At 70.6% G+C, this 17,763-nt stretch carries 15 protein-coding genes and 1 pseudogene; 8 read left to right on the top strand and 8 right to left on the bottom strand.

The genetic code is table 11. The features are described from left to right. Positions 1 to 85 precede the first annotated feature (85 nt). A complete protein-coding gene (locus ACFYZS_RS11530; protein ID WP_389009735.1) occupies positions 86 to 628 on the bottom strand; it encodes a DUF2617 family protein in 543 nt (180 codons plus the stop codon). A gap of 222 nt (positions 629 to 850) precedes the next feature. On the opposite strand from ACFYZS_RS11530, the gene ACFYZS_RS11525 reads away from it, so the two are divergent. The 3 genes from ACFYZS_RS11525 to ACFYZS_RS11515 all read left to right on the top strand — a co-directional run bounded on the left by ACFYZS_RS11525 (position 851) and on the right by ACFYZS_RS11515 (position 3,730). Continuing rightward, entirely contained in the window at positions 851 to 1,183 is a 333-nt protein-coding gene (locus ACFYZS_RS11525; RefSeq protein ID WP_389009732.1) for a hypothetical protein, read from the top strand. Positions 1,184 to 1,249: 66 nt separating this feature from the next. Continuing rightward, positions 1,250 to 2,440: a pyridoxal phosphate-dependent aminotransferase gene (locus ACFYZS_RS11520; protein WP_389009729.1), complete on the top strand. Its 1,191-nt coding sequence runs from the start codon at positions 1,250 to 1,252 to the stop codon at positions 2,438 to 2,440. 141 nt (positions 2,441 to 2,581) lie between these two features. Then, the gene (locus tag ACFYZS_RS11515) at positions 2,582 to 3,730 is read left to right on the top strand and encodes a hypothetical protein (protein WP_389009726.1); all 1,149 of its coding nucleotides are present in this window, start codon (positions 2,582 to 2,584) and stop codon (positions 3,728 to 3,730) included. 10 nt (positions 3,731 to 3,740) lie between these two features. Here ACFYZS_RS11515 and ACFYZS_RS11510 read toward each other — a convergent pair whose 3' ends face one another. Next, positions 3,741 to 4,286, bottom strand: a complete 546-nt coding sequence (locus ACFYZS_RS11510) for a YbjN domain-containing protein (protein ID WP_389009724.1) — start codon at positions 4,284 to 4,286, stop codon at positions 3,741 to 3,743. Positions 4,287 to 4,412: 126 nt separating this feature from the next. On the opposite strand from ACFYZS_RS11510, the gene ACFYZS_RS11505 reads away from it, so the two are divergent. After that, positions 4,413 to 4,916 (top strand): hypothetical protein, encoded by a 504-nt coding sequence (locus ACFYZS_RS11505; RefSeq protein ID WP_389009721.1) that lies wholly within the window; start codon positions 4,413 to 4,415, stop codon positions 4,914 to 4,916. Positions 4,917 to 4,961: 45 nt separating this feature from the next. Here the strand turns inward: ACFYZS_RS11505 and clpB are convergent, their stop codons facing one another. Beyond that, entirely contained in the window at positions 4,962 to 7,562 is a 2,601-nt protein-coding gene (clpB, locus tag ACFYZS_RS11500; RefSeq protein WP_389009718.1) for an ATP-dependent chaperone ClpB, read from the bottom strand. Positions 7,563 to 7,697: 135 nt separating this feature from the next. On the opposite strand from clpB, the gene ACFYZS_RS11495 reads away from it, so the two are divergent. Then, complete coding sequence (locus tag ACFYZS_RS11495) at positions 7,698 to 8,111, top strand: pyridoxamine 5'-phosphate oxidase family protein (protein WP_389009715.1); 414 nt, start codon at positions 7,698 to 7,700, stop codon at positions 8,109 to 8,111. A 162-nt stretch (positions 8,112 to 8,273) separates the two neighbouring features. On the opposite strand, the gene ACFYZS_RS11490 is transcribed toward ACFYZS_RS11495, so the two are convergent. Beyond that, positions 8,274 to 8,588: a hypothetical protein gene (locus ACFYZS_RS11490; RefSeq protein WP_030299141.1), complete on the bottom strand. Its 315-nt coding sequence runs from the start codon at positions 8,586 to 8,588 to the stop codon at positions 8,274 to 8,276. 326 nt (positions 8,589 to 8,914) lie between these two features. Between ACFYZS_RS11490 and ACFYZS_RS11485 the strand changes: the two genes are divergently transcribed. Then, a complete protein-coding gene (locus ACFYZS_RS11485; RefSeq protein ID WP_389009712.1) occupies positions 8,915 to 9,928 on the top strand; it encodes a helix-turn-helix transcriptional regulator in 1,014 nt (337 codons plus the stop codon). Between the two features lie 98 nt (positions 9,929 to 10,026). Here the strand turns inward: ACFYZS_RS11485 and ACFYZS_RS11480 are convergent, their stop codons facing one another. From ACFYZS_RS11480 to dnaK, 4 genes are read right to left on the bottom strand one after another with little or no spacing between them, the layout of a single operon-like run. Next, entirely contained in the window at positions 10,027 to 10,479 is a 453-nt protein-coding gene (locus ACFYZS_RS11480) for a heat shock protein transcriptional repressor HspR (protein ID WP_389009709.1), read from the bottom strand. A 1-nt stretch (position 10,480) separates the two neighbouring features. Then, on the bottom strand, positions 10,481 to 11,665 hold the full coding sequence (gene dnaJ / locus ACFYZS_RS11475) for a molecular chaperone DnaJ (RefSeq protein WP_389009706.1): 1,185 nt from the start codon (positions 11,663 to 11,665) through the stop codon (positions 10,481 to 10,483). Positions 11,666 to 11,704: 39 nt separating this feature from the next. Further along, positions 11,705 to 12,385, bottom strand: coding sequence for a nucleotide exchange factor GrpE (gene grpE, locus ACFYZS_RS11470; RefSeq protein ID WP_389009703.1), 681 nt, complete (start codon positions 12,383 to 12,385; stop codon positions 11,705 to 11,707). Further along, entirely contained in the window at positions 12,385 to 14,229 is a 1,845-nt protein-coding gene (gene dnaK / locus ACFYZS_RS11465) for a molecular chaperone DnaK (protein WP_389009700.1), read from the bottom strand. The genes grpE and dnaK overlap by 1 nt, the downstream gene beginning before the upstream one ends. Positions 14,230 to 14,434: 205 nt before the next feature. On the opposite strand from dnaK, the gene ACFYZS_RS11460 reads away from it, so the two are divergent. Together ACFYZS_RS11460 and ACFYZS_RS11455 are read left to right on the top strand one after the other, a co-directional pair. Further along, positions 14,435 to 15,037 carry a sugar transferase gene (locus ACFYZS_RS11460; RefSeq protein WP_389009697.1) on the top strand — a complete coding sequence of 201 codons (603 nt, stop codon included), beginning with the start codon at positions 14,435 to 14,437 and terminating at the stop codon, positions 15,035 to 15,037. A gap of 110 nt (positions 15,038 to 15,147) precedes the next feature. Next, positions 15,148 to 17,412, top strand: a pseudogene (locus tag ACFYZS_RS11455) ((Fe-S)-binding protein); the annotation flags it as partial. Positions 17,413 to 17,763 lie beyond the last annotated feature (351 nt).

Below are 17,763 nucleotides of genomic sequence, written 5' to 3'. Positions count from 1 at the left end.
GTGGCGCACCGTTCCAGCCGGTTGGCGTAACCGCGTGGGGACGCTCGCGGCGCCCGCCCCCCGGAAGGCCCAGCCCAGTCGCGCACTACCGCGCGGCGGACTCCAGGGCCGCGGCCGGTGCGCCGATGCGCACGCCGACCCTCGTACGAGTGGCCACCAACTGGCCTTCCTGCGGGTACGCGTGCCAGGTCCGCCAGCGCACCTGGCCCTCGTGGCGCTGCGCGAGCATGGCGGTGAAGGCGTACGGGCTGCCGGGAAAGGTTCCGGCCAATCCGTTCGGGTGATCCGCGACCAGCGCGAGCAGCTCCTGCGCCCGCCCCGCGAAGGAGCCCTGCGAGAGGGTCTCCACCCGCGCGGCGAACTCGTAGTCCCAGTCACCCATCCGCTTGGCCACGCCGAGCGGCAGCGGCGTACGGCTGCCCGGCATGCAGGCGACCGTCTCCGAGCAGAGCACTCCACCCTCCTCCAGGAGTACCTGGTGCGAGGCGCCGAGGAGGCGCAACTCCAGCTTCGCGCCCGCCAGTTCGAGATTCAGTACGGCCAGGGCGGGCAGCCGGTCACGACCCAGGGCCCAGGCGAGATCGGCGGCACGCGTGTCGGTGTAGGTGGTCTGGAGGGTCGTGAGCATGAGTCGGCTCCGCAAACGCGCGAGGGAGATGGGCCGGGGCCCGCCAGCGGTAGTCAACGGGTGGGGGGACACCGGCACGGGTCCACAGGAAGTCCAGGGAGGTCCGAGGACTGGTCTACTCAACCGAGGGAATCATGAAAGGCACGGCACTCACAGCGTTTTTACCCAACTTGATTGGGTTTACATCCCCCCGGGGGCTACACAGTTCACGTGTTCAACCCCATGCGTCACACGCGCCTGACGGCAGCCGCCCCCGGTCAGCTGGAACCACAGCCTCCGCCGCCGCAGGAGGACGAGGATCCGCCGCAGGACGAGGAGGATCCGCAGGAGGAACCGCTGCTCCCGCACCCGCCGGAGGAGCCGCCCCCGCCCGCCCACCACGACGAGCCGGAACCGGAGCCCGAACCGGAGCCGGAGCCGGAATCGGCACCCGTCCACGCGCGGGCCACCTTCCTGACCAGAGCCACGAAGCCCACGACGACCAGCGCGGCCAGCGCCCAACCGAAAACAGACATGAGCAGAACCCCCGTTCATCGCCCGGTCCCCCGGGTGTGAAGGGGAGATGCCCGCAGGCCACCCGGGCCAAAGCACACTTGAGCAAGTCCAGAGGTTCCCCGCAGGATGGCGCCCATGAGCGCACCCGTGGGCGGCAGCCGCCCCCTCCTGAACCGCCGCCTGGCGTCCTTCGGCACGACGATCTTCGCGGAGATGTCGGCCCTGGCCGCCCGCACCGGGTCGATCAACCTCGGCCAGGGCTTCCCCGACACGGACGGCCCCGCCGAGATCGCCGAGGCCGCCTCCCGCGCCGTCCTGACGGGCCTGGGCAACCAGTACCCGCCCGGCCCCGGCATCCCGGAGCTGCGCTCCGCGGTCGCGGACCACCAGCAGCGGTTCTACGGGCTCTCCTACGACCCGGACACGGAGGTCCTGGTCACGGCGGGCGCGACGGAGGCCATCGCCGCCTCGCTGCTCGCCCTGCTCGAACCGGGCGACGAGGTCATCGCCCTGGAGCCGTACTACGACTCGTACGCGGCCTGCATCGCCATGGCCGGCGCCACCCGCGTCCCGGTCACCCTGCGCCCGCACGCCGGCGCGTTCACCCTCGACCTCGACGAACTGCGCGCCGCGGTCACCCCGCGCACGCGCCTGCTCCTGCTGAACACCCCGCACAATCCGACGGGCACGGTCCTGACCCCGGCCGAGCTCGCGGCGATCGCCGAGCTGGCCGTGGAGCGCGACCTGCTCGTCGTCACGGACGAGGTCTACGAGCACCTCGTCTTCGAGGGCGCCCACCTGCCGCTGGCCTCGCTGCCCGGCATGCGCGAGCGCACGGTGACGATTTCGAGCAGCGGGAAGACCTTCTCGTTCACGGGCTGGAAGGTCGGCTGGATCACCGCCCCGCCGGAGCTCGTCTCGGCGGTCCGCTCGGCGAAGCAGTTCCTGACCTACGTCTCCTCGGGCCCCTTCCAGTACGCCATCGCGGAGGCCCTGCGGCTGCCCGACGGCTACTACGAGGACTTCCGCGCCGAGCTCGCCGCGAAGCGCGACATCCTCGCCGACGGGCTCGCGGCCGCCGGCTTCGAGGTCTACCGCCCGCAGGGCACGTACTTCATCACCACCGACATCACCCCGCTCGGCGAGAAGGACGGCCTCGCCTTCTGCCGCGCCCTGCCCGAGCGCTGCGGGGTCGTCGCCATCCCCAACCAGGTCTTCTACGACGACCGCGCCGCGGGTGCCACCCAGGTCCGCTGGGCCTTCTGCAAGAAGACCGAGGTCCTCGAAGAGGCCGCCGCCCGGCTGCGACGGCTCTAGGGGGCCCGCGCTGCCGCACGGCTGCGAGTTCACCGGAGGTTCCGAGGAGATTCACACCCGCCGGAACGCGGTGAGCTTTAGGGTGCCCGAGGCCCTCCTCGTCCGGACGGGCGTCCACGCAGCGCGGGAAAGACGGGGTTCATGACGGCGACGGGCAGCGTGTCGGTTTCCGTGCGGCCGCAAGAACTCCGAACCGGCAGGGTGCCCGCGGCCCTCGTCGCGCTCGGGGTCTTCGCCGCCGTGCGGGTCGGCGGGGCGGTGGTGCTCGCCGTCGGTGCGTGGTGGGCCGGGCGGAGCCCCGTCCGGGTGCTCGGGCACTCCTGGGACTCCGTCTGGTACCTCGGCATCGCCGTGCACGGCTACGGCCGCACCCAGATGTGGGCCGATTCCGGGCTGGTGCAGAGCGACTACGCGTTCTTCCCGCTGTACCCGCTGCTGGTCCGGATGGCCGGGGCCACCCCCTGGGCCGGGCTGCTGGTGGCGTGGACCGCCGCCGCGGTGGCCGCCGCCGGGGTCTACCGCGTCGGGGAGCTGGTGCTCGGGCGGCGCGCCGGGGTGCTGCTGGTGGCACTGTGGGCGGCGACCCCGCACTCCGTGGTGCTGACCCTCGCCTACACCGAGCCGCTGCTGGCCGCGCTGGGGGCCTGGGCCCTGTACGCCGTGCTGCGCCGGCGCTGGCTGTGGGCCGCCGGCCTGGCGATACTCGCCGGGCTCACCCGCCCTACCGGGATCGCCGTGGCCGCCGCCGTGACCGCCGTCGCCCTGCACGCGCTGCTCGTACGCAGGTCCCGCGCGCCCGAGGTGTGGGCGGCCGCGCTGCTGGCCCCGGCGGGCTGGGCCGCGTACGTCCCCGCCGTCGGGATACGCACGGGGGATCCGGCCGGCTACTTCACGGTGCAGCGGCGCTGGGGCTCCCGCTTCGACTTCGGCTCGTACACGACGGGCAGCATCTGGCGGGTGCTGACCGGCGGGCACGTGCCGCTCGCCACCGTCGTGACCGTGGCGGTCCTGGCCGCCGCCGGGCTGCTGGCCGTGCTCCTGCTGCTGGACCGGATGCCGCCGGCGCTGCTCGTCTACACCGCCGTCCTGCTGGTGATCGCCTACGGCGGGGCCGGCTACTTCGAATCCAAGCCGCGCTTCCTGCTGCCCGCGTTCCCGCTGCTCCTGCCGGTCGCGGCCGCAATGGCGCGAGCCCGGCCGCGCTCCGCGGTCGCTGTGACCGCGGGGCTGGCCGGGCTCTCGTACGGCTACGGGCTGTACCTGCTGCTGGTCGCCCGCGTACCGCTGTGACCGGGGGCGACTAGTTGTCGTCGCCGTCCTTGTCGTCGCTTTCGCCGTCGGTGGAGTCGATCTCCTTCTCCAGGCCGAGCTGCTCCACGAGCCACTTGTCGAACTCGATGGAGGCGCGGACCCAGCTGACCGTGGACGAGACGAAGTGCTCCAGGCTGACGCCGGTGCCGATCAGCATCTGCGCCTCGCCGATCAGGCGGACGGAGCCGTCGTCGTGCGTGTGGCTGTAGACCTTCGGCCACAGGGTGCGGCGGTTCCAGTCGTCGATCGACTCGAGGAGCTGGGGCTTGTCCTCGATCGCGTGCGGACGGTCGTAGAAGGTCCGGACCGAGAAGACCTGCTGCTCCTCCTCGCCGCGGAACATGAAGTACGTCCGGAACTCCTCCCACGGCGCCGCGAGGTCACCCTCGTCGTCGACGACGTACTTGAGCTCCATCTGCTCCAGCAGCTGCTTGACCAGATCCTGGTCGGGGACGACGGGGCCCGCCGGTCCTGTGGCCTGCGGATCGGGCTGCTGCCCTCCGAAGTTCGGAATCGAGGCCGGGTCGATGCTCACCGTGTTTTCCCTTCGTGCGGATGATGTCATCCTCCCCCATCGCTCCCACCCCCTGTCCACCCCCGCACGTACGATCCGCGCAGGGCGGACAGGAGTAAGCCGCCGATAAGGGAGCCGGGGGGACGTATGGCAGGACGTGGCGGCATAGCGTGGCTCGCCGTCGCGGTGCTGGCCGCGCCACTGGTCGTCGGCATCGCCGGTCTGGTGTGCCTGTGGCTGGTCCTGGGCGCCTGGGCCGACCACCCCGACCCCCGGGAAGGACGGACGGGGACCGACTGCGCGCAGGCCCTGCGGTTCGCCCGCGGGAGCCTCCCCGAGGGGGCCCGGGGCGGCCGGTGCGAGCGGGCCGACCGGCCGGCCACCACCCTGACCGGATCGTTCCGGATGGACCGCGCCGGGCTGGACGCGTGGCTGGCCGCCGCCTTCCCGCAGGCGCGGGAGCACGGGCGCACGCAGCGGCCGCCGCTCTGCCCGAAGCCCGGGCCGGGGTACGACCCGATGGCCGGGGACCGGTGCATCACCGTCGACCATCCCGACGCCGTGCCCGGGCGGGCGACACACGTGGAGATCAGCGTCGAACAGCGGCCGGGGTACGACGTCCTGATCCGGTTCGCCGCCCGCGAAGGGTGAGGCCCGGTCCGCGGCGGCTCGGCCGGCCGCGGACCGGGCTCCCGGCTACAGGGCCTTGCCGACGATCAGGTCCTCGCCCGCCACGTCGACGCGGACGGTGTCGCCGTCGCGGACCTCGCCCGCGAGGATCTCCTTGGCCAGGCGGTCGCCGATCGCCGTCTGGATCAGGCGGCGCAGCGGGCGGGCGCCGTAGGCGGGGTCGTTGCCCTTGTCCGCCAGCCAGGCCAGGGCCTCGGGCGTGACGTCCAGGGTCAGGCGGCGCTCCGCCAGGCGCTTGGCCAGGCCGGCGATCTGCAGCTCGGCGATGTGGGCCAGCTCGTCCTTGGTCAGCGCGGAGAAGACCACCAGGTCGTCCAGGCGGTTGAGGAACTCCGGCTTGAAGCTCGCCCGGACCACCTCCAGGACCCTCGCCTTCTTGTCCTCCGCCGGGGTCGCCGGGTCCATCAGGAACTGGCTGCCGAGGTTGGAGGTGAGGATCAGGATGGTGTTGCGGAAGTCCACGGTGCGGCCCTGGCCGTCCGTGAGGCGGCCGTCGTCCAGGACCTGGAGCAGGATGTCGAAGACCTCCGGGTGGGCCTTCTCCACCTCGTCCAGGAGCACCACGGAGTACGGGCGCCGGCGCACGGCCTCGGTCAGCTGGCCGCCCTCCTCGTAGCCCACGTATCCGGGCGGGGCGCCGACCAGGCGGGCCACGGAGTGCTTCTCGCCGTACTCCGACATGTCGATGCGGACCATGGCCCGCTCGTCGTCGAAGAGGAAGTCGGCGAGCGCCTTGGCCAGCTCCGTCTTGCCCACACCCGTCGGGCCCAGGAACAGGAACGAGCCCGTCGGCCGGTCCGGGTCCGCGATGCCGGCCCTGGTGCGCCGTACCGCGTCCGAGACGGCCCGCACCGCCTCGCCCTGGCCGATCAGACGCCGGCCCAGCTCCGCCTCCATGCGCAGCAGCTTCTGCGTCTCGCCCTCGAGGAGGCGGCCCGCCGGGATGCCGGTCCAGGCGCCCACCACGTCCGCGATGTCGTCCGGGCCGACCTCGTCCTTGACCATGGTGCCCTTGGAGCCTCCGGTCTTGGAGGCCTCTTCCTCCTCCTCGGTGGCCTCCGCCAGCTCGCGCTCCAGCGTCGGGATCTCCCCGTAGAGCAGCTTGGACGCGGTGTCGAAATCGCCGTCGCGCTGCGCGCGCTCGGCCTGCCCGCGCAGGTCGTCCAGGCGCTCCTTCAGCTCACCGACCCGGTTGAGGGACTGCTTCTCCTTCTCCCAGCGGGCGGTCAGGCCCCGCAGGTCCTCCTCCTTGTCGGCGAGGTCCTTGCGGATCTTGTCGAGGCGCTCCAGCGAGGCCGGATCGGACTCGTTCTTCAGCGCCAGCTCCTCCATGCGCAGCCGGTCCACCGAGCGCTGGAGCTCGTCGATCTCCAGCGGGGAGGAGTCGATCTCCATCCGCAGCCGGGAGGCGGCCTCGTCGACGAGGTCGATGGCCTTGTCGGGGAGGAAGCGGGAGGTGATGTAGCGGTCGGAGAGGGTGGCCGCGGCCACCAGCGCGCTGTCGTTGATGACGACCTTGTGGTGGGCCTCGTAGCGGCCCTTGAGCCCGCGCAGGATCGCGATGGTGTCCTCGACGGACGGCTCGGCCACCAGCACCTGCTGGAAGCGGCGCTCCAGCGCCGGGTCCTTCTCGATCCGCTCGCGGTACTCGTCCAGGGTCGTCGCGCCGACCATCCGCAGCTCGCCGCGGGCCAGCATCGGCTTGAGCATGTTGCCCGCGTCCATCGCGGAATCCCCGCCGGCGCCGGCGCCGACGACCGTGTGCAGCTCGTCGATGAAGGTGATGATCTGGCCGTCGCTGGACTTGATCTCCGCCAGGACCGTCTTCAGGCGCTCCTCGAACTCGCCGCGGTACTTGGCGCCGGCGACCATCGCGCCGAGGTCCAGGGAGACCAGCCGCTTGTTCTTCAGGGACTCGGGGACGTCGCCCTTGACGATGCGCTGCGCCAGGCCCTCCACGACGGCCGTCTTGCCGACACCCGGCTCGCCGATGAGCACCGGGTTGTTCTTCGTCCGGCGCGACAGGACCTGCACGACGCGCCGGATCTCCTGGTCCCGGCCGATGACCGGGTCGAGCTTGCCCTCACGCGCTGCCGCCGTGAAGTCCGTGCCGAACTTCTCGAGGGCCTTGTACTGGCCCTCGGGGTCGGGGGTGGTCACCCGCCGTCCTCCTCTTGCGTTCTCGAAGGCCTCCAGCAGCTTCTTCGCCGTCGCGCCCTGGGTGGAAAGGACCTCACCGGCCGCGCCGCCCTTGGCGGCGATCGCGATGAGGAGGTGTTCGGTGGAGAGGTACTCGTCGCCGAGCTTCCCGGCCTGCTGGTCGGCCTCGGCGAGTACGGCGAGCAGCTCGCGGGTGGGCTGCGGGGGCGCGACCGTGGAGCCCGTGACGCTGGGCAGGGCGGCCAGCAGCCGCTCGGCGCCGTTTCGGACCGCCGCCTGGTCGGCATCGGTGGCCGCGAGGAGGTCGGTGATGTTCTCGTTGTCCTCGCCGGCCAGCAGGGCCAGCAGCAGGTGCGCCGGGGTCAGGTCCGCGTGGCCGTCCTTCACGGCACGGCTGGTGGCGGCGTTCAGGGCGTCCCGGCTCTTGTTGGTCAGCTCGGCATCCACGTGCGACTTCTCCTCTCAGACAGGTCAGACAGGTCAGACACAGGCTCGAGTCTCGCTCTTTGAGTATGGCAGCGTGCGCAAAGTTGAGTCTATTCCACTCAAGGGCAGATCCGTGCCCTCACGTACCCTCGGGCCATGGCTCTTGACGTACTCAACCCGACGCCCGAGTACCTCGCCTTCTGGCGGGAGCGGCACGTCTGCACGCTGACCACCCCGCGCCCCGACGGGACCCCGCACGTGGTGCCGGTGGGCGTCACGTACGACCCGGAGGCCGGCCTGGCCCGGGTGATCAGCAACAAGAACAGCAAGAAGATCCGCAACGTACTGGCGGCGCAGGGCGCGCAGGCGGGCCCCGCGCGGGTCGCGGTGTGCCAGATGGCGGGGCGCCGCTGGGCGACCCTGGAGGGGCGCGCGGTGGTCCGTACGGACGAGGCCTCGGTCGCCGAGGCGGTGGCGCGCTACGCGGAGCGCTACGGGCGGACGCCGTCGCCCAATCCCGACCGGGTCGTCCTGGAGATCACCCTCGACCGGGCCATGGGCCGGGCCTGAGGCGCGGGAGGCGGCCGGGCCGGCGGAACGGTTCGGTTTTCACCTTGTCCGGTTCAAGGGCTGGACGCGGACATCACAACGGCGCCATCGTGGTCAGGTCCACGATGGCGCCGTTGTGTGGGGGAAGCACCTGGAGCGATCTGCGACGACGGGGGAATCGCTTCAGGCACTGCGGGGGGTGGCGGTGGTGATATCGGGTTCGAAGAGCTGGTGGTCGCGCTGATCAAGGTTGACGAAGACCATTCCGTAACGCACCTCGCAGCGGACGGGCTGCGGCGCGCCGCGGGGGCGGCGCAGACACCGGTACGCCCGGACGTCCTCGTCCTCCTCGCGCGTGATGACGATGGGCTGTCCGAACAGGGTGACCATCAGCGAGTCGCCGGGGTGGGGGATGGCGGTGGCGAGGTCGATGAACTGCCAGCCGGAGCGGTAGGCAGAGGCCATTTCGCGACGGAAACCGCGGTCGTCGGGGGTCATGCCGCGCTCTCCACGCCAACGGCGCCGGCTTCGGCGTCTGCGGGGTTCGAGCGCCATCCGCTGTCCAACGGTGCCGCACGCCATCCGCTGTCCTCCAGCGGCGCCGCCTGGAGGTCTGCGGCACCCCCTTCAGCTCCCCCCAGGGTGACCCCGGCAAGTCCCAGACCGGCCACAGCCGAGAAGATGACGGTGGCAAGCGCCGAGCGAAGCATTCTCTTGTTCATGGTCGGCTTCGTCCTCACTTGATGAAATCCTCTCCCCCGCCTGTCAGACGATGGCTCATTCAGGCACGTCGCTGCCACAGGGACGATGCATCATGTTCTTGCATGTTCAGGACCCTGGGGGGTGGAGATTTGACCACAAACAGAACAAAAGCGACACATCCCCACTCGGTCACCGAGCTGTGCAGCGAGGGGGCACGGCTCTACACGAGCGCACTGCGCACGGGACGTATCGCACGTGGGGATGTCAAAACGGCACCCTGCCTGCTCGAACTGGCGTTGTTGCAGCCAGATCCTGATGACGTTAATTCCCTCCGTCCGGTTCCACCGGCGGTGGCACTCGCACAGCGGCTGCATCCGATCGAACGCGAGATCCGCGACAGGCGCCGCGACTCACTCGAACTGTCCGAGGCTTTCGAGCCGTTTCTCGCCATCAGCGCGCAGAGTCCGGCGAGCACCCACGCCATCACCGTGCTCGAGGGCTTCGACCCCATCAACGCCGCCCTCAACCTCGCCACGGCCGAGTGCCACACCGAGATGCTCACCATCCAGCCCGGCGGCGCCCGCCCCAGTCTGGAGCTCACCGAGGCCTTGGAGCGCGACCAGCCGCTCACCGACCGCGGTGTCCGGATCCGGACCCTCTACCAGCACACCGTCCGGCACAGCCGCGGCACGCTCGCGTACGTCGACCTCCTCAAGGCCGGCAAGGTCGAGGTGCGCACGCTGGAGGAGCTCTTCGAGCGCCTCATCATCTTCGACCGGACCGTCGCCTTCATCCCGGCCAGCGACGACCGCCAGGTCGCCCTGGAGCTGCGCCACCCGGGGCTGGTGGACTACCTCATCAAGGTGTTCGAGCAGCTCTGGCACCGCGCGGTACCGCTCCAGGAGGAGGTCACGTACCAGCACACCCGCGGGGGCATCTCGGGCGTGCAGCGCACCATCGCGCAGCTCCTCATCGAGGGGCACGTGGACGAGGCCATCGCCCGCCGGCTGGGCATGAACGTACGGACCTGCCGCGCGCACATCGCGAAGCTCGCCAGCACCCTCGGCAGCGGCAGCCGGGCCCAGCTCGGCTTCCTCATCGCCCGCTCCGGGATCCTGGAGGACGAGGGCGACTGAACGGACAGGGCCCCGCCCGGAAACCCGGACGGGGCCTGTACGTGCCTTCGAGGGCGGTTCGGTCGCCGCGAGGGCGGATCGGTCGCCGCGAGGGCGGGTCAGTCGCCCTGGCGCTTCGGCGCGGGGCGCCAGACGACCAGGGCGTTGCCCGCCACCGGCGGCTGGTACTTGACCAGATCCCGCCGGTACGAGGCGTGCACCTGCGCCTCGCGCTGCTGGAGCACGGCCGCCGCGCCGTCCACCGCCGCCGCGAGCTCGGCCACGCGCTGCTGGAGCGCCGCGACCTGGTTCTCCAGCTCGATGATCCGCTTGATCCCCGCCAGGTTGATGCCCTCGTCCTGGGACAGCGCCTGCACCGTGCGGAGCAGCTCGATGTCGCGGGCCGAGTAGCGCCGGCCGCGGCCGGCCGTCCGGTCCGGGGAGACCAGGCCGAGGCGGTCGTACTGGCGCAGGGTCTGCGGATGCAGGCCCGAGAGCTGGGCGGCCACCGAGATCACGTATACCGGTGTGTCATCCGTGAGCTGGTAGTGGCTCCTGCGGCGGCCGTCCATGTCATGCTCCCTTCGCGGACTCGAACAGCACGGCGCGCGGGTCCTCCGACTCCGTCGCGTCGCGGTACATCTCCAGCGCCTCGCGGGCCTTGTCCGACAGCGTGGCCGGAACTGCGACCTCCACCGTCACCAGCAGGTCCCCGCGGGTGCCGTCCTTGCGGACCGCTCCCTTGCCGCGGGCGCGCATCGTGCGGCCGCTGGGGGTGCCCGGCGGCAGCTTCAGCGTCACCGAAGGGCCGTTCAGGGTCGGGACCTTGATGTCGGCGCCCAGGGCCGCCTCGGCGATCGTCACCGGGACGGTGACCGTCAGGTTGTCGTCCTTGCGGCCGAACACCGGGTGGCTGTCGACGTGGACGACGACGTACAAGTCACCGGCGGGACCGCCGCGTTCGCCCGGAGCGCCCTTGCCGCGCAGCCGGATCCGCTGGCTGTCGGAAACGCCCGCCGGGATGCGGACCTGCATGGTGCGGGAGGACTTGGCCCGCCCGCTGCCCTTGCAGACGTCGCAGGGGGTCTCGGCGATCAGGCCGCGGCCCTTGCAGTCCGCGCAGGGGTCGGTCAGCGAGAACCCGCCGCCGCTGCCCCGCGAGACCTGGCCGGTGCCGACGCAGGTCGGGCACACGCGCGGCGTGCCGTTCTTGTCGCCGGTGCCCGAACAGGCCTTGCAGGGTGCCTGCGAGGACATCCGGAGGGGGACCGTGGCCCCGTCCACCGCCTCCGTGAAGGAGAGGGTGACCTCCGATTCGATGTCCTGGCCGCGCCGCGGCTGGACGCGGGTACCGGGACCCGCGCCGCCGCGGTTGAACAGTCCGCCGAAGACATCGCCCAGGCCGCCGCCGCCGAAGCCGCCGCCCGCGCCGCCGCCCGGCTGGGTGCCGCCGAACAGGTCGCCCAGGTCGAAGTTGAACGAGCCGCCGCCCCCGCCGGGACCGGGGCGGAAGCCGCCGTTCCCGAACAGGGCGCGGGCCTCGTCGTACTCCTTGCGCTTCTTGGCGTCGCCGAGGATGTCGTTGGCCTCGGAGATCTCCTTGAAGCGCTCCTCGGCCGAGGCGTCGCCCTTGTTGGCGTCCGGGTGGAACTCGCGGGCGAGCTTCCGGTACGCCTTCTTGATCTCGGCCTCGGTGGCGTCCTTCGGGACACCGAGGACCTTGTAGTAGTCCTTCTCGACGAAGTCCTTCGTGCTCATCCCCGGTGTCCCTCCTCTCGTACCGCTACTGGTTCAACGTCAGCCCTTGTCGGGGGCATCCGTGTCCTTGTCCGAAGGCGCGTCGGCCTCGGCCGACTCGGACTTGGGGGCCGCGCCCGGCTGGGGCTCGGCCACCGCGACCCGCGCGGGGCGGATCGTACGCTCGCCGATCCGGTACCCCGGCTGCAGGATCGCCACGCAGGTCGTCTCGGTGACGTCCGGCGCGTACGAGTGCATCAGGGCCTCGTGGATCGTCGGGTCGAAGGGCTCGCCCTCCTTGCCGAACTGCTGCAGCCCCATCTTGGCCGCGGCGGTCTCCAGCGATTCGGCCACCGACTTGAAGCCGCCGACCAGCTCGCCATGGTCCCGCGCCCGGCCGATGTCGTCCAGGGTCGGGAGCAGCTCCGTCAGGAGGGAAGCGACCGCGATCTCCTTGACGGCGATCCGGTCCCGCTCCACCCGGCGGCGGTAGTTCTGGTACTCCGCCTGGAGCCGCTGGAGGTCCGCGGTGCGCTCCGAGAGCGCGGTGCGGGCCTGGTCCAGCTGCGCCAGCAGAGCCGTGTCCTGGGCGGACTGGGCGGACTGGGCTGCGGAGTCCCCGGCCGGGGCCGCGGCCTCCTCCTTGGAGGAAGCTGCGGCGTTCGGCTCGGCGGCGTCGTCAGGCGTGCCGTCGGCGGGGACTTCGGGCTTCTCCTCGAAGCCCGGGGTCTCCTCCGACATCAGGCAGCGCCGCCCTTCGGCTTGTCCTCGTCCACGATCTCGGCGTCGACGACGTCGTCGTCGGCCTTGGCCTGGCCCGCGTCACCGGCACCGCCGGCGGCCTGGGCGGCCTGCGCGTCGGCGTAGATGGCCTGGCCGAGCTTCTGGCTGACCGCGGCGAGCTTCTCGGTCGCGGTGCGGATCTCGGCGGTGTCCTCGCCCTTGAGCTTTTCCTTCAGCTCGGCGACGGCGGACTCGACCTCGGTCTTGACCTCGGCCGGGACCTTGTCCTCGTTGTCCTTGACGAACTTCTCCGTCTGGTAGACGAGCTGCTCGCCCTGGTTGCGGGACTCGGCGGCCTCCTTGCGGCGCAGGTCCTCGTCCGCGTACTGCTCCGCCTCCTGGCGCATGCGGTCGACCTCGTCCTTGCCGAGCGAGGAGCCGCCGGTGACGGTCATCTTCTGCTCCTTGCCCGTGCCAAGGTCCTTGGCCGTGACGTGCATGATGCCGTTCGCGTCGATGTCGAAGGAGACCTCGATCTGCGGGACGCCACGCGGGGCCGGCGGCAGGCCGGTCAGCTCGAACATGCCGAGCTTCTTGTTGTACGCCGCGATCTCGCGCTCGCCCTGGTAGACCTGGATCTGCACGGACGGCTGGTTGTCCTCGGCCGTCGTGAAGATCTCGGACCGCTTGGTCGGGATCGTGGTGTTGCGCTCGATGAGCTTGGTCATGATGCCGCCCTTGGTCTCGATGCCGAGGGACAGCGGGGTCACGTCGAGGAGCAGGACGTCCTTGACCTCACCCTTGAGGACACCGGCCTGGAGGGTGGCGCCGATGGCGACGACCTCGTCCGGGTTGACGCCCTTGTTCGCGTCCTGACCGCCGGTCAGCTCCTTGACGAGCTCGGCGACGGCCGGCATGCGGGTGGAGCCGCCGACCAGGACCACGTGGTCGATCTCGGACAGCTGGATGCCGGCGTCCTTGATGACGTTGTGGAACGGGGTCTTGCAGCGGTCCAGCAGGTCTGCGGTCAGCTGCTGGAACTGGGCGCGCGTGAGCTTCTCGTCCAGGTGCAGCGGGCCCTCGGCGGAAGCCGTGATGTAGGGCAGGTTGATCGTGGTCTCCGTGGAGGAGGACAGCTCGATCTTCGCCTTCTCGGCGGCCTCGCGCAGGCGCTGGAGCGCCATCTTGTCCTTGGAGAGGTCCACGCCGTGACCGTTGGCGAACTGCTTCACCAGGTAGTCGACGACGCGCTGGTCCCAGTCGTCACCACCGAGGTGGTTGTCACCGTTGGTGGCCTTGACCTCGACGACGCCGTCGCCGATCTCGAGGAGCGACACGTCGAAGGTGCCGCCGCCGAGGTCGAAGACGAGAATGGTCTGGTCGTCCTTGTCGAGGCCGTAGGCCAGGGCGGCGGCGGTCGGCTCGTTGACAATACGCAGGACGTTCAGGCCCGCGATCTCGCCGGCCTCCTTCGTCGCCTGGCGCTCGGAGTCGTTGAAGTAGGCCGGGACGGTGATGACCGCGTCCGTGACCTTCTCACCCAGGTACGCCTCGGCGTCGCGCTTCAGCTTCTGCAGGATGAAGGCGCTCATCTGCTGCGGGTTGAAGTCCTTGCCATCCAGGTTGATCTTCCAGTCAGTGCCCATGTGGCGCTTGACGGAGCGGATGGTGCGGTCCACGTTCGTGACCGCCTGGCGCTTGGCGACCTCGCCGACGAGGACCTCGCCGTTCTTGGCGAAGGCGACGACGGACGGCGTGGTCCTGGCGCCCTCGGCGTTGGTGATGACGGTGGGCTCGCCGCCTTCGAGAACGCTGACGACGGAGTTAGTGGTGCCCAGGTCGATGCCGACCGCACGTGCCATTTTGATTTCCTCCAGCTGACTTGAGTGGAACAGACTCAACCATGCCGCATCCCCGCGCCGTCGTCAACAGAGGTGAGTGGAGTCGGCTCAACTTTTATCGCGCGCTTACGCTCACAGAGGCCTCGCGAGGGCCGAGCGGGCGATGCTGGGGCGGACCGCTGCGCGGCACCGCCGAAACCGCCGGGGGCGCATGCAGGGTGCCCCCATGCCGCTGCCGCCGCTCACGCTCCCCACGATCCGGCACCTCGTACGACGGCGCCCCGCGAACCCGCACCCCCTCGTGCGCCAGCCGGACCTGCCGGACCTGCCTGACCTGCCGGACCTGTCCGCGAAGCGGGTGGTCGACCTCCTCGGGGCCACTGCGCTGACCGGGCTGTTCGCACTGCCGATGCTGGTCGTCGCCGCCCTGCTGTACGCGGCCCAGGGCGGCCGAGTCTTCGTACGGGAACCCGCGGCCGGGCTCGCCGGGCGGCCGTTCCTCACCTGGCGGCTGCGCACGGACGGGGCGGGCCGGCTGGGGGCGGCCCTGGAGCGGTGCGCCCTGGACGGGCTGCCGCAGCTGCTGAACGTGCTGCGCGGCGAGATGTCGCTGGTCGGGCCGCGCCCGGAACCGCGTACGGATCGGGCCGATCGGCTTCTCGTACGCCCCGGAATGACCGGTTTGTGGCAGGTGAGCGCGCGATCCGACCTCCCCTGGGAAGAGATGGCGCTGCTGGACCGGCACTATGTGGAGAGCCATTGGCTGGGGATGGATCTCGCGATCCTGGCTCAGACCCCTCGGGCGGCCTGTCGACACAGGCATGCCTGAGCGACACAGATCACCGCTCGCCCACCTACATTGCGGCGCGGGGAATGGGTAACCTCAAGCCTTGACTTCATAAGTTACCGCTTAGTAAGTGCCGCCCGAGGAGCCCTTCCATGCAACTCGCCGCGATCATCGTGTCGCTGGTCATCACGGTGGTGGCCGTCGCGCTGTTCGGCCGTGCCACCGTGCAGATCTACCGCTTCGTGCGGCTCGGCCAGCCAGTGCCCGCGGGCACCCGCACGGGCGACCCGACGCAGCGCACCATCACCCTGGTCAAGGAGTTCCTCGGCCACACCCGCATGAACCGCTGGGGCATCGTCGGGTTCGCGCACTGGTTCGTGGCGGTGGGCTTCTTCTCGCTGCTGCTGACGATCGTGAACGCCTTCGGTCAGCTCTTCCAGGCCGACTGGCTGATCCCGATCATCGGCGACTGGCTGCCGTACGAGATCTTCACCGAGTTCCTCGGCCTGATGACCGTCCTCGGCATCGTGACCCTGATCGTGATCCGGCAGCTGAGCCGACCGGGCGCGGCGGGCCGCAAGTCCCGCTTCGCGGGCTCCAAGACGGGCCAGGCGTACTTCGTCGAAGCCGTCATCCTGATCGTCGGCGTCTGCATCATGACGCTGCGCGCGCTGGAGGGCGTCCAGCACGGCGTCGACGGCTGGGAGCCGGGCTTCTTCGCCTCGTACCCGCTGATCGCCGCGTTCGACGGGCTGGACCTGAGCACGATCCAGTACCTGACGTACTTCTTCGCCGCGCTCAAGATCGTCACGTCCTTCACCTGGATGATCACGGTCTCGCTCAACACCAACATGGGTGTCGCCTGGCACCGCTTCCTCGGCTTCCCGAACATCTGGTTCAAGCGGAACGCGGACGGCTCGACGGCCCTGGGCGCGCTGCAGCCGATGACGAGCGGCGGCAAGGAGATCGACTTCGAGGAGCCGGGCGAGGACGACGTCTTCGGCGTCTCCCAGGTCGAGCAGTTCTCCTGGAAGGGCATCCTCGACTTCTCCACGTGCACGGAGTGCGGCCGCTGCCAGTCGCAGTGCCCGGCGTGGAACACGGGCAAGCCGCTGTCCCCGAAGCTCCTGATCATGTCGCTGCGCGACCACGCCCACGCCAAGGCGCCGTACCTGCTCGCGGGTGGCGGCAAGACCATGGAGGGCGAGGAGAAGGCGACCGCGGAGCAGCTGAAGGACGTTCCCGCGGCGGCACTGGCGGAGGCCGAGCGCCCGCTGATCGGCACGGCGGAGGAGAACGGGGTCATCGACCCGGACGTCCTCTGGTCCTGCACGACCTGCGGTGCGTGTGTCGAGCAGTGCCCCGTCGACATCGAGCACATCGACCACATCGTCGACATGCGCCGCTACCAGGTGATGATCGAGAGCGCGTTCCCGTCGGAGGCGGGCACGATGCTCAAGAACCTGGAGAAGAAGGGCAACCCCTGGGGTCTGGCCAAGAAGCAGCGCGTGGAGTGGACCAAGGAGGTCGACTTCGAGGTCCCGATCGTCGGCAAGGACGCCGAGGACCTCTCGGAGTACGACTACCTGTACTGGGTCGGCTGCGCGGGCGCTCTGGAAGACCGCGCGAAGAAGACCACGAAGGCCTTCGCCGAGCTCCTGAACATCGCGGGCGTCAAGTTCGCGATCATGGGCGGCGACGAGAAGTGCACCGGTGACTCCCCGCGCCGCCTGGGCAACGAGCCGCTGTTCCAGCAGCTCGCGCAGGAGAACGTCGCGATGCTGAACATGGCGTTCGGCGAGGACGACGACGACCCGGAGACGAAGAAGCCGAAGTCGGCGAAGCGGATCGTCTCCACCTGCCCGCACTGCTTCAACACCATCGCGAACGAGTACCCGCAGCTGGGCGGCGAGTACGAGGTCATCCACCACACGCAGCTGCTGCAGCACCTGATCGACGAGGGCCGGCTGCTGCCGGTGACCCCGGTGGACGGCCTGATCACGTACCACGACCCGTGCTACCTGGGCCGGCACAACAAGGTCTACACGCCGCCGCGCGAGATCATGTCGGCCGTGCCGGGGCTGCGCCAGCAGGAGATGCACCGCCACAAGGAGCGGGGCTTCTGCTGCGGCGCCGGTGGCGCGCGGATGTGGATGGAAGAGCGCATCGGCAAGCGCATCAACAACGAGCGCGTGGACGAGGCCCTGTCCCTGAACCCGGACATCGTCTCGACGGCCTGCCCGTTCTGCCTGGTCATGCTGACGGACTCGGTCAACGGCAAGAAGAACGACGGCCAGGCGAAGGAATCCGTCCAGGTCGTGGACGTGGCCCAGCTCCTCCTGGAGTCGGTGAAGGCCCCGGCCCCGACGGAAGCCGAGCTGGCGGCGGAGGCCGCGGCTGCCGAAGCCGAAGCCGAGGCTGCAGCGGCGGAGGCCGCGGCCAAGGCGGAAGCCGAGGCGAAGGCCAAGGCGGAGGCCGCCGCCAAGGCAGAAGCCGAAGCGAAGGCCAAGGCTGAGGCAGAGGCCGCCGCCAAGGCGAAGGCCGAAGCGGAGGCCGCGGCCGCGGCTTCGGCCAAGGCGGAAGCCGAAGCGAAGGCCGAGGCAGAGGCGGAAGCCCCCGCCGCGGCCGAGCCCGAGCCCGAAGCCGAGCCCGCCGCCGAGGCGGAGGCGGACGCGAAGGCCGACGCGAAGGCGGACGCGGACGCGGACACCGAGGCGGGTGCCGCAGCCGAGACCAAGGCCGAGGCCGAAGCCGAGACTGCCGCCCCG

This window comes from Streptomyces sp. NPDC001903, assembly GCF_042891345.1.
Classification (GTDB): domain Bacteria; phylum Actinomycetota; class Actinomycetes; order Streptomycetales; family Streptomycetaceae; genus Streptomyces.
This window is presented reverse-complemented; position numbering and strand designations above follow the sequence as displayed.

Coding starts and splice junctions, on each gene's coding strand:
- ACFYZS_RS11530 (WP_389009735.1), bottom strand. CDS start 628: ATGCTCACGACCCTCCAGACCACCTACACCGACACGCGTGCCGCCGAT.
- ACFYZS_RS11525 (WP_389009732.1), top strand. CDS start 851: ATGCGTCACACGCGCCTGACGGCAGCCGCCCCCGGTCAGCTGGAACCA.
- ACFYZS_RS11520 (WP_389009729.1), top strand. CDS start 1,250: ATGGCGCCCATGAGCGCACCCGTGGGCGGCAGCCGCCCCCTCCTGAAC.
- ACFYZS_RS11515 (WP_389009726.1), top strand. CDS start 2,582: ATGACGGCGACGGGCAGCGTGTCGGTTTCCGTGCGGCCGCAAGAACTC.
- ACFYZS_RS11505 (WP_389009721.1), top strand. CDS start 4,413: ATGGCAGGACGTGGCGGCATAGCGTGGCTCGCCGTCGCGGTGCTGGCC.
- ACFYZS_RS11495 (WP_389009715.1), top strand. CDS start 7,698: ATGGCTCTTGACGTACTCAACCCGACGCCCGAGTACCTCGCCTTCTGG.
- ACFYZS_RS11490 (WP_030299141.1), bottom strand. CDS start 8,588: ATGACCCCCGACGACCGCGGTTTCCGTCGCGAAATGGCCTCTGCCTAC.
- ACFYZS_RS11485 (WP_389009712.1), top strand. CDS start 8,915: ATGTTCAGGACCCTGGGGGGTGGAGATTTGACCACAAACAGAACAAAA.
- ACFYZS_RS11480 (WP_389009709.1), bottom strand. CDS start 10,479: ATGGACGGCCGCCGCAGGAGCCACTACCAGCTCACGGATGACACACCG.
- dnaJ (WP_389009706.1), bottom strand. CDS start 11,665: ATGAGCACGAAGGACTTCGTCGAGAAGGACTACTACAAGGTCCTCGGT.
- grpE (WP_389009703.1), bottom strand. CDS start 12,385: ATGTCGGAGGAGACCCCGGGCTTCGAGGAGAAGCCCGAAGTCCCCGCC.
- dnaK (WP_389009700.1), bottom strand. CDS start 14,229: ATGGCACGTGCGGTCGGCATCGACCTGGGCACCACTAACTCCGTCGTC.
- ACFYZS_RS11460 (WP_389009697.1), top strand. CDS start 14,435: ATGCCGCTGCCGCCGCTCACGCTCCCCACGATCCGGCACCTCGTACGA.